This window comes from Helicobacteraceae bacterium (assembly GCA_031258155.1).
In the GTDB taxonomy this organism is placed as follows: domain Bacteria; phylum Campylobacterota; class Campylobacteria; order Campylobacterales; family SZUA-545; genus JAIRNH01.
This window is the reverse complement of record JAIRNH010000019.1, coordinates 107,083-121,940: the sequence shown is the minus strand read 5'-3', so window position 1 is coordinate 121,940 and position 14,858 is coordinate 107,083. Positions and strand designations below refer to the sequence as shown.

The following is a 14,858-nucleotide window of genomic DNA, read 5'->3' as shown; positions in this document are numbered from 1 at the left end:
AAAGGAGGCGTTGATATGGGCAGAGGCGGCAGATCGAGCGGCTCGCGGAGTTTTGGGGGACGCGGTTCCAGAGGTCGTAGCTTTGGCGGTAGATCGAGTTCAAGCGGACGCGGCGGCGGGTTTCGCTCGGGCGGCGCAAGAGGTTGGTTTCGATCAAGAGGCTCTAGCGGCGGAGGTTCGGGTTCCGGCGGCGGCATAGACCTTGTGTTTATACCGTTCTTCCTTATAGGCGTTGGCGGTATTGGGCTGGACATTATTTTCATCAAAGACAGCGGCGACGTAACGCCCCTCGCCCTTATCGTCAATGGATTGACGCTTTTGATACTTTTTTCCGTAGCGATAACGCTGAAAGTCAGACGACAAAAGCAAGAGGGAGCGATTCCAAACGAGTATTTGAAAACAAGCGCCGATACTAACGGAAAAGACGAAGAAAAGCCTAAAAGATGGCGCGGTCATATTTTGGAGTTTGCGGGCAATATGTTTAGGTATCCGTTCGTCGTCTTTTTCGGGATTATTGGCGCTAGCGCGGTATTTGCGGAAACGAACGGCTTAAATGACGTCGCTACGTCGTTTATATTTGCGGCTTTGTGCGCGATAGTCCCGTTTGGGGTGGGGGTAATGATTTGGGGAGCGTTTTTGTCCGACCCCGAAGTCAGACGCCCCGAAGAACCGGTGAAGCGCGAGGACAGGTGGGAAACGCTTTTATATGAAATGGTTTTAGGACCCTTTAACCGAACAAACGCCCTGTTTATACTTTCGCCGCTTGTTCTTGGCGTTTTTATTCTCTTTTTATTCGCGTAAAAACTAGGCGTTGCGAATAGAGCGTCGCCGAGCTAAAAAGTTAAGCGCGGTTTTGTAAAATGCCGCAAACTTTATCGAGGACGCTCATGCTTTATCGCAAAGAAATAGACGGGTTGCGCGCCGTCGCCGTCGCGTCCGTCGTATTGTTTCACGCCGATTTTACGTGGATAAAAGGCGGCTTTATCGGCGTAGATATTTTTTTCGTTATAAGCGGATACCTGATAACGACGATCATCATAAAAGAGCTTGACGAAAAAACCTTCTCGATCGCCTCTTTCTACGAACGCAGAGCAAGACGCATTCTGCCCGCGTTGTTTGTTATGCTTCTGTGCGTCGCGCCGATCGCGTATTTCACTCTTTTGCCCGATCAATTAGAACGCTTATCTAAAAGCGCGATCAGCTCGCTGCTGTTTACGTCGAATTATTTTTTCTGGATACATACCGAATACTTTGGACCGCAATCGAATCAAGAGCCGCTACTGCATACGTGGAGCTTGGCGGTCGAAGAGCAATACTATCTGCTTTTTCCGCTCGCGGCGACGTTAATTTGGAAGTTGTGCGTCGGTTTCAAAAAGGGAGCTTTATATCGTTTAAGATACGCTTTTTTTATAGCGCTTATTTTAATCGCCGTTACGCTAAGTCTAGCCTATTCGGAAGTTTGGGTTCGTCTAAGCGGAAGCCCTAGGCTGTTTTATGATACTATCGCTCGCGTTTGGGAGCTACTTTTTGGTTCGCTGTGCGCGACGTATTTATCGCGTTACCGCAAGAGCGATCCGCCGCGTTTAATAGCTGAAACTTGCTCTTTATTAGGCTTTGCGCTGATAGTCGGATCGTGTCTAAGGATCGACGAATCGCCCTATCCCAGCCGCTTTGCGCCAATAGCCGCGATCGGCGCGGTTTTGGTTATTCTATTCGTCTCGCCCTATACTACGATCGCTCGGACGCTCGGCTCTAAATGGTTAGTAGGCGTAGGGCTGATCAGTTACAGCCTCTATTTATGGCATTGGATTATATTTGCGTTCGCTCGTATTTACGGCGTTCAATCCGCGGGCGCTTTCTTATCGTTAATAGCGCTCTCGTTAGCGATCGCCTATCTCTCTTGGCGCTATATTGAAAAACCCTTTAGAAACCAAGCTTTTTTAAGCCGCAAACAGGTTTTTGCCCTTTCGTTCGCGGGAGCGGCGTTGATTGGAGTTGTGGGGGGGGGGGGGGCGATATCAAAAGGAGCGCCTTGGCGGTTTAATACGGACGAAATCGATCTGTTTACAACCTTAAGCGCGAGAACAAATTACGTTACCAATCGCTACGACGCGCCATATAAACGAATAGGCTTTAGCGACGATAATCGGACAAAAGTTTTAATTATCGGCGATAGCTTCTCGCAAGATTTTTATAATATTATTTTGGAAGCCGGTTTTTTCGGCGACGCTGAATTTTGCGCGAGCTACGTCGCGGCGATTTGTCAGGTTTATAGAGGCGAAGAGGATCCGTTCGCGTTTATCGACAAAGCCAATAAACCGCTATGCGAGGCAAGGGTATATAACGATCGGTTTGTATCGCTTCAAGATAGGCTTTTGTCGCGGGCGGATATAGTTATTTTTGCGGCAAACTGGGCAAAGTGGTCGGCGGAACGTCTAACGCGGACGATCGATAATATGCGCATCGCGCAAACGACGACAATTATCGTGATAGGAAGCAAAAACTTCGGCGCGATCGACGTAAAAAATTATTTAGATATTCCGCTTAAAGAGCGATCTCTCTTACGCAACGAGGTCTCGGCGGGCTACTTAGAGAGCAACGCGATTATGAAAGAGGCGTTTGCAAACCAGACGAGGGTAAAGTTTATCGATCTGCGCGCCGCTCTTTGCGGCGAGGAGTCCTCCTCCTGCCCGATTTTTACTCCCGAAGGACTGCTGATCTCCTACGACGGCGCGCATTTGACCGAAGCGGGGGCAAAGCATATAGGTTCGCTCTTAGCGAATAATCCGACCTTCGCGCCATTTAAGGCGCAAAATCGCTAAGCGCGGCTATACGTCTAAGCGATTCATTCAAAGTTATCGTTAAGGCGTCGATCTTCAAAATAAACATAAAAGAGGTTAGATGAACGCGGTATCGACGGCATATTATCAGCCGCTGGTAGGCGCGCAAAGCGAAAAAGTCGTCAATCCCGCTAAGCAAAAGATCGGCGAAACAACCGGCGAAGCGCCCGATAACGCATCCAATTGGGCGCGGAAATATTACGAGAGCGTTAATAAAGTAAGAATCGCTCTCGATCTGTCGCAATATGCGCAGATTAACGAAAAGCGGATGCAAACAAATTACGAAGCGACCAATATTCTATCCGCCGCATCAATACCGCCGAAGATTACTAGACGTTTATCGACGCCGTTTTTTCAAGCTGGCGTCATGACGAATTTTATTATGGCGAAAAGTCGCCTTTTCAAAATAAGGATATTAGCGCTCGCGCTCATAATGATTTTCGCAAATCAGATATATTTGAAACCGCCGTGTATTATGAAGAGTCGATAAAAATTTTAGATATTGCGCGCGCGAAATATGGCGGCGACGTATAGAAAGCGCTGTATAACTAGGATATGAAAATGGCGCTTGCAGAACAAGTCGCCTACTATAACAAAACTAGCGCCGAATATATTCGACCGCTAGAGGATAATGCGCAAAGGCTTAAAACATATATTGAACGAGACGATTTTTCCAATCGCTCGGACAAAGCTCAAAAGCTACTAATAGCGCAATACGATATGCCGACGAGTATATTAACGGACGCTTATAAAATACGGGGCGCGGGAAGCGCGTTGAATATTGTGGCTTAAAGCAATTTTAATCGCGCTGTTTTCGCGATTGCCGTTTTGAAGCGGGAGACAGACGAATATATCCAAGATTGGCGAACAATCCGACGTTAACGTTTCATTAGAAAACGCAATAAAAAAACGGCGATATAAACGCGAGGGCTGGGCGATAGCGTCTTTATTTTTGTTTTTAGAGTCGCGTTAAGAAAATATTAGGAACGAGAAACGCCGATTATAACGGCGGCTCTCGCGCCGACAAGATTTGTTAAGTTAGCGCGCGTAATTGGCGTCGATCGCGCTTTACGGCGGCGCTAAACGTTTTTTTGCGCGCTTTAGCAAGCGCGGCGTTTTATAGGTCGCTAAGCGCGGCGCGGCTAAAATGCGCGTAAAAGGAACGCGATGCTTGATAAAGAGCCAATGACCCCCAAAGGTTTTGAAAAGATCGCCAAAGAGTTGGAGCGTCTAAAGAACGTAGAGCGAGCCAACGTCGCGCGCGAGATTCAGATCGCCGCGCAACTTGGCGATCTGAAGGAAAACGCCGAATATCACGCCGCCAAAGAGAAGATGAGCCATCTTGAAAAGCGCGTGGCGCTGTTGGAGGGATTTATCGCCAAGGCGCAGGTGGTCGATCCCTCCACCCTTCCTCACAAGCGCGTTAGTTTTGGATCGACCGTAACCCTGCTCGATTTAGAGACGGAAAACGAGGTCGCATATACGATCGTAGGCTCCGTCGAGAGCGACGCGGCGCGAGGTTTAATTTCGTTTGGATCGCCGCTCGCTCGCGCGCTGATCGGCAAAGAGGAGGGCGCGGACGTGGTAGCCGATCTGCCAAACGGGATCAAAGAGTTTGAGATCGTCAAAATCGCCTTTGACGAAAAAGCGTTTATATGAGAGGCGATCAAACGACGAAACGAAAGGATAAAACGATGATAGCAAAGGCAAAAACCGCTATCGCGGCGACGATAAGAACAAAAATAACGGTCGCGTTGGCTACGATCGCGTTTTCGGCGCTTAGCGCGAACGCGATCGACGTAGTAAAACCAACTCCCGATAAAACGTTGGTCGACGTCGCGTTTGTGTTGGATACGACGGGATCGATGGCAAACTTAATCGACGGGGCAAAACGCAAAATATGGTCGATCGCCAACGCGATTATCGATCAAAACCCCAACGCGCATATTCGCTTAGGGCTGATCGGCTATCGGGATATAGGCGACGAATACGTCGTTCGCTACTATCCGCTCACAGCCGACGCGCAGGATATTTACGCCAAACTTTTAGCTTTTGAAGCCGCGGGCGGCGGCGACATGCCCGAATCGGTAAACGAGGCGTTGGATATAGCCGTAACAAAGATGGGCTGGACGGAAACGAAAGTCGGAACGCGCATTATTTTCCTCGTGGGCGACGCGCCGCCGCATATGGACTACAAGCAAGATCGCAAATATCCGCAGGTCATAGCGGAGGCGAATCAACGCGGCATTATCATAAACGCCGTTCAGGCGGGCGAGTTAGACTCCACGCGGGTAATCTGGCGTGAAATCGCGCGGCTTGGCAAGGGAGAGTATATAGCGATCCCGCAAGACGGCGGGCGGGTGATTGTGATCGAAACGCCCTACGACGACGAGATTATCATTATTCAACGCAAGCTAAACTCCACTGTAATTCCTTACGGAGCGGCTAGGGAGCGCGAGATCGCGCAAGACAAGATCGATTCCTATAGCGAGGCGAGCCCGTCCATCGCGGCTGAAACCTCAAAATTTGTCAATAATCAAAGCGACGGCTTGGGCGTAATAACGGGCGGCGGCGATCTGGTAGAGGAAATCGAAGCCAAGCGGATAAAGCTAGAGGATATCGCCTCCGATAAGCTGCCCGAAAATATGCGCAAGATGACGGCGAAAGAGAAAGAGGCGTTTATCGACAAACAGATTAAAGCGCGCGAGACGCTCTCTAAAGAGCTTGCGGCGGCGATCGCGAAGCGAGACGCTTTTATCGCGCAGGCGGCGGCGAAAGAGTCGCCCAAGGGCGACAGCTTCGATCGCGCGGTCGCGAGAACGCTAAAAGAGCAGGTGCGAAAGTGATCCGAAAAAACAAGGCGGCTAAAGTTTTCGCTCAAAAGTCGGAGCGACGAAACGAACGCGCGAACGCGCCAAGCGGAATTGACGAGTTTGAAACCGCCTCGATTCATCGCAAGGAGATCGCTTTTGGCTAATCCGATTATTCGCGTTAGGCGGCTAAGTCCCGACGCGCTGATTCCGCAATATCAGAGCGCCAACGCGGCGGGCTTTGATCTGCACGCTCTGGAGGATACGGAGATCGCTTCGGGAGATCGGGCGCTGGTAAGAACGGGGCTTGCGATCGCGCTGCCGATCGGCTACGAGTTGCAGGTGCGCCCAAGAAGCGGGCTAGCGCTAAAGCATGGCGTTACCGTGCTGAATACCCCCGGCACCGTCGATAGCGACTATCGCGGCGAGTTGATGATTATCCTGTTTAACGCCGATCGGCAAACATTCAAGATCAATAAGGGCGATCGGATCGCTCAGGCGATTATCGCCTCCGTTCTGCGCGCCGATTTCGAGACGACGGACGAACTAGACGAAACCAGACGCGGCGCGGGCGGCTTCGGGAGCACGGGAATATGAGCAAGATCGCGCGAACGCGATCCGCGCCGCCGGTTTTAGGAGCGCTGAAATATGAGTAAAATCCCCGTAGCCGTGATCGGCGCGAGCGGCTATACCGGCTTGGAATTGATCAAGATTTTGCTGAACCACCCGTATTTTGAGATCGCGTTTCTAGGCGGAAGCGAAGGCGCTATAGCGGCGCAAGAGGCGCACCCAAGTTTGCGCGGCGTTATCGACGCTAACATACAAAAAAGCGATCCAAGCGCGATCGCCGCTAGCGCTAAGATCGCCTTTCTCGCCGTTCCGCATAAACGCGCGGCGGCTCTGGCTAAAGAGCTTATAGCGCGAGGCGTAAAAGTCGTCGATCTCTCCGCCGATTACCGCCTAGAACAGGCGACTTACGAGAATACATACGGCGTTTCGCACGACGACGCGGAAAATTTGCGATCGGCGATCTACGGTCTGCCCGAGCTTGTCGGAAGCGAAGCGATCGCGAACGCCAAACTGATCGCCAATCCGGGCTGTTATCCCACCGCGTCGATTTTGGCGGCGTTACCCTTTCTGCCCTATACGGATTTAAGCGCGCCTATTATTATCGACGCGAAAAGCGGCGTCTCCGGCGCGGGCAAGCAGTGCGTCGAACGCACGCACTTTGTAACCGTCAATGAAAACTGTTTCACCTACAGCCCGATCGTCCATCGCCACGCGCCGGAGATTGAGGAAAAACTATCCGTCGCGGCAAAAACGCCGATTTCGATCGTTTTCGCGCCGCACCTACTGCCGATTACGCGCGGAATGCTCGCCTCCGTCTATCTGCGCTTAAAAACGCCGATCGACGATCCGACGCAAACGGCGCGCGAGTTTTACGCCGATAACGCCTTTGTGCGCGTTCGAGAGGAAAGCGTTCAGATTAAATGGGTCGCTGGAACGCACTACTGCGATCTTTTCGCCCGCGTTAAAGGCGACGCGCTCCTTGTCCAAACGGCGATCGATAATCTGCTGCGCGGCGCCGCAAGCTCGGCGGTCGCGAACGCCAATCTTGTCGCCGCTTTGCCATACGAAACGGCGCTTCCCGTAATCGCCTATGCGCCGTGATCCCTTCAAAGGCGCGCCCGATATTGCGGAAGGCGCGATATTTTTGGCGGATTCTCACTACAACCCGCTTGGACGAACGGAGGTTTTAGCGCCGCTAGAGGCGATCGCGCGCGGCGATATACAGACGCGCCAGCTCTTTTTGATGGGCGATATAAGCGATCTGCTTATTGGAAAACTAGCCTACTCCAAAGAGCGCAACAAAGCGTTGATCGAGGCGATCAACAAGATCGCCGCGAGCGGGGTCGAGACGTGGTATTTCGAGGGCAATCACGATTTTATGCTTCGCGGCGCGCTTGATAGAGCGATCCATATCGTCGAAAAGCGCGATCAACCCAAGCCGTTTAACTTCGAGGGTTATCGCGTTTGGCTTCTTCACGGCGATTTTCGCGTCGAACTTCGCTACGCGATTTACGCCGCGTTTATGCGAACGACTATCGGACTGTGGCTTACGCATTTTTTCAGTCTCAACTTTTGGGATAATCGTCTGCTTAAATCGATAGAAAGACGGCAGTTTACAAAGCGGTTGAAATACGACATTCCCAATTTTAAACGGCGGCGCTTTCAAAAAATTGGCGATTTAATTTGTTCGGCGGACGTTACGATCGAAGGACATTTTCATCAAAACTGCCGATTTAGTTCTAGAGAAAACCCTTTCGCGCCGCGAAATTGCGTTTATTATAATATTGCGTCGTTTGCTTGCGAAAAAAGTTTTCTTCGGATACAATCAAACAAAGAAGGCGTGGTTTTACGCGAAGAGAAATTGGAGTAATGGAAAATGGCGGACCTCGCGGCAACCGTTCTGAAAACAAGTTCTAACGAGATGGAGCTGGTAGATTTTAGAATATACAAGCAAGCGGGAGATCGGGTGTATGAAGGCATATACGGAGTAAACGTCGCCAAAGTGAGGGAGATTATTAAAATTCCCCAACTGACCGAGCTTCCGGGCGCGCCTGATTATATCGAGGGTATTTTTGATCTGCGCGGCGTAGTGATTCCGGTGGTTAATCTCGCCAAATGGATGGGCATAACCACGCCGGAAAAAAATCGCTCCCAATCCCGCGTAATTATCGCCGAATTTAGCAGGATACTGGTAGGTTTTATCGTTAGCGAGGCTAAACGTATTAGACGCATTAGCTGGGCGGACATAGAACCCGCCACCTTTTCAAGCGGCGAGGAGGGATCGCTTGATCACAACAAGGTTACGGGAGTAACCAAGATCGAAGACGACAGCGTGCTACTGATTCTTGATTTTGAAAGCATCGTGAAAGATTTAGGGCTTTACCGCCCGACAATCAACGTTGATCAAGAGGTGGAGCGCTTCGACGGTTCGGCGATGGTGATTGACGACAGCGCTACGGCGCGCAAGATCGTCAAAAACGCGCTTGAAAAGATGGGCATGCGCGTTATTGAAGCCGTCGATGGAACCGACGCGCTTACGAAATTAGACGAGTTGTATGATAAATTAAACGATACGATTGTCTCCGAGCTACGCGTTATCGTTTCCGACGTGGAGATGCCGCGTATGGACGGCTTTCATTTCGCCGCGCGTATGAAAGACGACGCGCGTTTTCAGGCGATCCCGATCGTATTTAACTCGTCGATCAGCGATCGTTCGAGCGATAATCGCGGAAAAGCGGCGGGCGGCGAGAGTTATCTCGTCAAATTCGACGCGAGCAAATTTGTGGAGGAGATTGTTCGCGTTATTAAAAACCACGCCAAACAAGAATGAGGAAACGTGATGGACGAACTACAGGAATTAACGCAAGACTTTTTATTAGAAGCTTTTGAGATGATCGAGAAGCTCGACCAAGACCTGGTCGAGCTTGAAACTAGACCGGACGATCTAGATCTGCTAAACGGCATTTTCCGCGTCGCGCATACCATTAAAGGATCGTCGTCGTTTTTGAATTTCGACGCGCTTACGCACCTGACGCACCACATGGAAGACGTGTTGAATATAGCCCGCAAAGGCGAGCTTAATATCGACGCGAGCGTAATGGACGTGGTGCTAGAGTCGATCGACGCGATGAAATCGCTACTTATAAAAATCCGCGATACGGGAACGGACAAAGATCACGGGCTTGCGATCGACGCTATCGTCGCGAAACTAGACGCTATAAGCAAAGGGCAGAACCCTGCGGTAGCCGCGCCGCAAGCGCCTACCCCGCCGCCGCCCGCGCCAAGCGGCGAGGCGGAGCCGGATTACTCCAAATTAAGCGATAAAGAGGTCGAAGACGAGATCGCGAGATTGTTGGCGATCCGTCAAGCGGAGGATAAACAGCGACGCGAAGCCAAAACCGTCGTCGCGCCGCAAGCGCCTACCCCTCCGCAAGAACCCGCTCAAGCTCCGACGGGCGCCAAAACCGCGCCCGCCGTTAAGCGAGCGGACGATAAAAGCGGCGAGTCGATGATCGAGCAGACGATCCGCGTTGACGTTAATCGCCTAGATCACCTGATGAACCTAATCGGCGAACTTGTGTTAGGCAAGAACCGCCTACTTAAAATTTACGACGACGTAGAGGAGCGCTACGAGGGCGAGAAGTTTTTGGAGGAGCTAAATCAAGTCGTTAGCTCTATATCGATGGTAACGACCGATCTGCAAACCGCCGTTATGAAAACGAGAATGCTGGCGATCGGCAAGGTGTTCAACAAGTTTCCGCGAATGATTCGCGATCTAGCGCGCGAGCTAAACAAAAAGATCGATCTGCAGATCACCGGCGAAGAGACCGAAATGGACAAATCGATCGTCGAGGTGATCGGCGATCCGCTGGTGCATATTATCCGCAACAGCGCCGATCACGGCATAGAGACGACGGAGACGCGCGTTAAACTTGGCAAACCGGAAACGGGCAAAGTGGAGCTAAAAGCCTATAACGAAGGCAACAGCATTGTCGTGGAGATCGCCGACGACGGCAAAGGGCTGGACGCAGATCTGCTAAAGTCCAAAGCGCTTGAAAAGGGGCTGATCGGCGAAAAAGAAGCGGACGCGATGAGCCAAAAAGAGGCTTACGCGCTAATTTTCAAAGCAGGCTTATCTACGGCGGCAAAGGTTACCAACGTTTCTGGTCGCGGCGTGGGTATGGACGTCGTAAAAACCAATATCGAAAAACTAAACGGCATTATCGAGGTGGATTCCGAGCTTGGCAAGGGAACGGTGATCAAGCTGAAAATCCCGCTTACGCTGGCGATTATTCAGTCGTTGATGGTCGGCGCGCAAGAGGAGTATTACGCTATCCCGTTAAGCTCCGTGCTTGAAACCGTGCGCATAAACGAGGACGATATATTTAGCGTCGAGGGGCGATCGGTGATGAGACTGCGCGACGAGGTGCTAAGTCTTGTTAAACTCTCCGATATTTTCCGCGTCGAACAGGTGATCGACGGCGGCGAATACACCTACGTGGTGGTGTTAGGGCTTGCCGAAAGCAAGCTGGGTTTGATCGTAGACGCGCTGGTGGGACAGGAAGAGATCGTTATCAAATCGCTTGGCGAGTATCTACAGGGTATCGAAGGGATCGCGGGCGCGACCGTTCGCGGCGACGGCGGCGTAACGCTGATTGTCGATGTGGCGGCGCTGATGAATATGGCGAAAAAGACCAAGCCTAGCGCGGCGACGAAATTAGCCGCTAAAACGGCGAAGGCAAAAACCAAGAGCAAATCGAGCGACTACAAAATACTAATCGTTGACGATTCCAAAACCGATCGCGCGATTATGCGCCAGTCGATCGCTCCGCTCGGATTAACGATTATCGAGGCGGCGGACGGCGTGGAGGCTTTAGGCATAGTCAAAGGCGTAGAGCATGAATTTGACGCCTGCCTTATCGATATCGAGATGCCCAAAATGGACGGATATACGCTTGCCGGCGAGATTCGCAAATACAGCCGCTTCAAACATATGCCGCTTATCGCGGTAACCTCGCGCTCGGGCAAGACCGATCGCATGCGCGGCGTGGAGGCGGGCATGACCGAATACATCACCAAACCGTATTCGCCCGAATATCTCACGAACGTCGTCAAGCGCAACATCAATTTTAACGCGGAGCTAACGGCATGAGCGAGCAATTAAAACAGGTTATACAAAATCAGCAGAAGCAAAAAAAAATGCAAAACGCGCCTACTCACGACGAAGACGTGGTGCAACTCGTCTGTTTTATGGTGGACGAGGAGGAGTTTGCGGTGCCAATTCTCTCTATCCAAGAGATTATCAAGCCGCTAGCCGCGATCCGCGTTCCGTCCACGCCGGATTATGTGGTGGGCGTGTTTAATCTGCGCGGCAACGTGCTTCCGCTAATCGATTTAAAACGTAAATTTAACGAACAGCGATCCTCTTATACGGACGAAACGCGCTTTATTGTGATTCGCAACAAAAATCAGGTAAGCGGTTTTGTGATCGATAAACTCACCGAAACGATTCGTCTTAAAGAGTCCGATATCGATCCGGCGCCGGAGAGCTTAGACGGCGACGATAATCATATCTACGGCGTTGGCAAACGCGAGGATAGCATTATCACAATACTGCGCATAGAGGCGCTGTTTAAGCGCGCCTTTTAGCGTCTTAAGTTTTTGATTCAAAGCGATAGTTGTCTTTATGCGGCGCGTACAGTCAATTGATTGTTCGCGCCGCCCCTCTGGAAAGTCGCGTTCAACGATTCGGTAAAAGCGCCAATACTACGGCTACTAACGCCAAAGCTTTATCGGCGCTTATCGTTGCCGCGCGCCAACGCCGTCAATTATCGCTCGTCTCGCCAATAGGAGATACGAATGATCGCGACAAAATCCGCTTAGCGCCGCGTTAATCCTTTCCAGAAAGCTACAAGCCGCCGCGTTTGCTATTGCGGATAATTAGCTTCGCGCCGAACTAGCGCCTTTTTTGGAAGCGCGCGGCGGCGAGGCGAGCTTATGAACCGCATATGCGCCCGCGCCGCTGAAAACAAACGCTTTTTTGGAGCGGGGACTTTTTCCGCGCGTATCGTCAATAGCGCAAACATTTTTGGACTTAGGGGGGTCTCTCCGCTCCGCTCAAGGGCAAAACCCCGCGAAGCGCAAACGCCCCCTTTTTGTTGGAGGGTCTCGCTTGTTCCTTCGGCTTGCGCGCCATCGTTTTTATAGCAAGCCGCCTTTTTTATTGAGATCTCGCCTTTCAAGACGTTTAGGGTAGCGTTTTTCGAATAGCAAACGCCTTTCTTTCGGACGGGGGAGGGGTCTCGCCCGCGATCTGCCAGAATGCCGTCGAAACAGACGCCTTTTTTAGGGGCGGAAGTTGACCGCTTATCACTGCAATCCACCTACTTAAGACTAGCGCGGTAGCGAGCGCGTATCGCGAGCTGAAAAGAAGATCGCGCGTTATCCATCCGCCCCAATCTAACGGGCGCTATATCTCTGGATACCCGCTTTCCTATCGCCTACGCGCGTTTTACGCCGTTATTTCGGCGCTTTGGTTTCTGGCAAAAGACGTTTTCGTAGGTTTGCGCGGTTTTGTCGCGCCCTATCGCTTATGAAAGTCATACTATTATTTCGCAATCCGTCAAGAGAGGGCGCGATCGCCGTTTGTAAAGCGTTCGAGTTAAACCGAGCGAAGGCGTTCGCGGCGATTTTGCGGGATTTACCTTTGATAGTTGGCGCGATATGCGCGTTTAGTGAAAAACGGGAGCTAAAATGAGCGGCATAACCATGCTGGGAGCTTACGGGGGGCGGCTTAACGATAAATCCACGACCTCTCTTCTGGTCAGCGATTCCGTAGCGATCGACGCGGGAAACCTATTAAGCCCGCTTGGATTTAGCGCAAACGAGATCAATCATATTTTTCTAACTCACAGCCATCTCGATCATATTATGGATCTACCGTTTTTGATCGACGCTTTTTTCGCCTCCCGCGATCGACCGATCAATATATACGGCTTGCCTCACACCGTCAAAACGCTTAAAAAACATATTTTTAACGACGAGATATGGCCTAATTTCGCGGCGATCTCGCTACTTAACTCCAGCGATCCGGTCATAATAATGCGCGAGATAGAGCCAAACGTATGCTACGAGGTTGACGACGTTAAGCTAACGCCGTTTAAGACCAATCACGCCGTTGAAAGCGTCGGTTACGTGATCGAAAAAGAGGGCAAAAAAATTATGTTTACCTCCGATACTAGCAGATGCGCGAATATATGGGACATACTGAACGAGGATACGGATATAGCCTCGATCATTATCGAGGCGTCTTTTCCGTCCGATTACGAAAAGCTCGCTTTAGACAGCGGACATTTAACGCCGAAACTGCTAAACGAAGAGCTTGGACGTTTAAAGAGAGAGGACGTAACTATTTACGTTAACCATATCAAACCCGATTTTATGGAGACGTTGAAACGGGAGCTGTCTAGTTTTGAGCGCACAAAAAAGGCGATACCGCTTAGCGACGGCGCGCTGATTTTGCTTTAGGCGGGTTAAAATCGCTAGAATTTTACCGCGTTTGCTTACCATGAAGCGAACGTTAATTATTACTTAGCGGAGGCGGAATATGCCGTATATCAACGTTAGGGTAGCCTCAAAACTTACGATCGAGCAAAAGCGAGCGATCGCCAAAGCGTTTAGCGAGACGATGGAGCGCGTGGCGAATAAGCCAAAACCGTCCTGCTATATTGTTTTTGACGAGGTGGAGCGCGAAAATTGGGCTAAAGGCGAAACGATTTTGAGCGATCTGGACAAAGCGGAAACGGATAATGACGCTTGAAATAAGGGATTTGGAGTTTGGATACGACGGCGAACGAACGCTTTTTAACGGGTTTGATTTAGCGATCGCCAAAGGCGAAGTCGTCGCGTTAGCGGGACCTAGCGGTAGCGGCAAATCCACGCTTTTGGAGTTGATCGCGAGGCGACTAAAACCTAAAAAAGGAACGATCAAAGCCGCGCGTTTTAGCTGGATATTTCAAGACCCGTATAGCTCCTTTCACCCTACTTACTCGATCGCAAATCAGATCGCCGACTGCGCGCCGCTCGACGACGCGCCCGCGCTTTGCGAAAATCTGGCGATCGATTACGCTTTGCTAAGTCGCAAACCGCACGAATTAAGCGGCGGGCAGCTTCAAAGAGCGTCGATCCTGCGCGCCTTGCTTATGAAGCCCGAATTGATTCTCGCCGACGAGCCGACTAGCGCGCTTGATAATCTGACGCAACTTGAGGTAATGAAACTACTTGTTTCGCTGCTAGATCGCGTCGGCGTTTTACTGATCACGCACGATCTCTCTATTGCCGGTTGGTGTGCGGATCGTATCGTAGAGATCGGCTAGTTCGTATAATCTAACGCGGTTTTAGACGACGAAACCGCCCGTTTCGCCTTTCGCTGCTAGATCGCGTCGGCGTTTTACTGATCGCGCGCGATCCTCTTGCCGGTTGGCGCTTGATCGTATCGTAGAGATCGGCTAGTCCGTCGCCGCGCGTAAAAGACCGAATCAAAACCGATCGCGATCGCGCTTGCCGTTTTGTTTGCGCGGGCGATATGCGGCGCTAAATCGAGTGGTCGCGCGGCGATTTTGCGCGGGTTTGTTAGAAT

The 14,858-nt window shown here is 51.1% G+C and carries 15 protein-coding genes; all 15 read left to right on the top strand.

What is annotated here, in order from left to right; translation table 11 throughout:
• On the top strand, positions 1-801 hold an 801-nt coding region (locus LBF86_03030), incomplete at its 5' end, for a hypothetical protein (GenBank protein MDR0664483.1).
• 86 nt (positions 802-887) lie between these two features.
• Positions 888-2,822 carry an acyltransferase gene (locus tag LBF86_03025; protein MDR0664482.1) on the top strand — a complete coding sequence of 645 codons (1,935 nt, stop codon included), beginning with the start codon at positions 888-890 and terminating at the stop codon, positions 2,820-2,822.
• Between the two features lie 79 nt (positions 2,823-2,901).
• Positions 2,902-3,330, top strand: a complete 429-nt coding sequence (locus LBF86_03020) for a hypothetical protein (protein ID MDR0664481.1) — start codon at positions 2,902-2,904, stop codon at positions 3,328-3,330.
• Positions 3,331-3,401: 71 nt separating this feature from the next.
• Positions 3,402-3,632 (top strand): hypothetical protein, encoded by a 231-nt coding sequence (locus LBF86_03015; protein MDR0664480.1) that lies wholly within the window; start codon positions 3,402-3,404, stop codon positions 3,630-3,632.
• A 375-nt stretch (positions 3,633-4,007) separates the two neighbouring features.
• On the top strand, positions 4,008-4,499 hold the full coding sequence (gene greA, locus LBF86_03010; GenBank protein ID MDR0664479.1) for a transcription elongation factor GreA: 492 nt from the start codon (positions 4,008-4,010) through the stop codon (positions 4,497-4,499).
• Positions 4,496-5,686: a VWA domain-containing protein gene (locus tag LBF86_03005; GenBank protein MDR0664478.1), complete on the top strand. Its 1,191-nt coding sequence runs from the start codon at positions 4,496-4,498 to the stop codon at positions 5,684-5,686. Before greA ends, LBF86_03005 begins: the two co-directional genes overlap by 4 nt.
• Positions 5,687-5,809: 123 nt before the next feature.
• The gene (dut, locus tag LBF86_03000; GenBank protein MDR0664477.1) at positions 5,810-6,247 is read left to right on the top strand and encodes a dUTP diphosphatase; all 438 of its coding nucleotides are present in this window, start codon (positions 5,810-5,812) and stop codon (positions 6,245-6,247) included.
• 51 nt (positions 6,248-6,298) lie between these two features.
• Positions 6,299-7,321, top strand: a complete 1,023-nt coding sequence (argC, locus tag LBF86_02995; GenBank protein ID MDR0664476.1) for an N-acetyl-gamma-glutamyl-phosphate reductase — start codon at positions 6,299-6,301, stop codon at positions 7,319-7,321.
• 43 nt (positions 7,322-7,364) lie between these two features.
• Positions 7,365-8,090 (top strand): hypothetical protein, encoded by a 726-nt coding sequence (locus tag LBF86_02990; protein MDR0664475.1) that lies wholly within the window; start codon positions 7,365-7,367, stop codon positions 8,088-8,090.
• 6 nt (positions 8,091-8,096) lie between these two features.
• Entirely contained in the window at positions 8,097-9,050 is a 954-nt protein-coding gene (locus LBF86_02985) for a chemotaxis protein (protein ID MDR0664474.1), read from the top strand.
• A 9-nt stretch (positions 9,051-9,059) separates the two neighbouring features.
• Positions 9,060-11,372, top strand: a complete 2,313-nt coding sequence (locus LBF86_02980) for a response regulator (GenBank protein ID MDR0664473.1) — start codon at positions 9,060-9,062, stop codon at positions 11,370-11,372.
• On the top strand, positions 11,369-11,869 hold the full coding sequence (locus tag LBF86_02975; protein ID MDR0664472.1) for a chemotaxis protein CheW: 501 nt from the start codon (positions 11,369-11,371) through the stop codon (positions 11,867-11,869). Before LBF86_02980 ends, LBF86_02975 begins: the two co-directional genes overlap by 4 nt.
• Positions 11,870-12,973: 1,104 nt before the next feature.
• Positions 12,974-13,747 carry a 3',5'-cyclic-nucleotide phosphodiesterase gene (locus LBF86_02970; GenBank protein MDR0664471.1) on the top strand — a complete coding sequence of 258 codons (774 nt, stop codon included), beginning with the start codon at positions 12,974-12,976 and terminating at the stop codon, positions 13,745-13,747.
• Between the two features lie 79 nt (positions 13,748-13,826).
• The gene (locus tag LBF86_02965; protein MDR0664470.1) at positions 13,827-14,039 is read left to right on the top strand and encodes a tautomerase family protein; all 213 of its coding nucleotides are present in this window, start codon (positions 13,827-13,829) and stop codon (positions 14,037-14,039) included.
• Positions 14,029-14,595: an ATP-binding cassette domain-containing protein gene (locus LBF86_02960; protein ID MDR0664469.1), complete on the top strand. Its 567-nt coding sequence runs from the start codon at positions 14,029-14,031 to the stop codon at positions 14,593-14,595. Before LBF86_02965 ends, LBF86_02960 begins: the two co-directional genes overlap by 11 nt.
• The last annotated feature ends 263 nt before the right edge of the window (positions 14,596-14,858 follow it).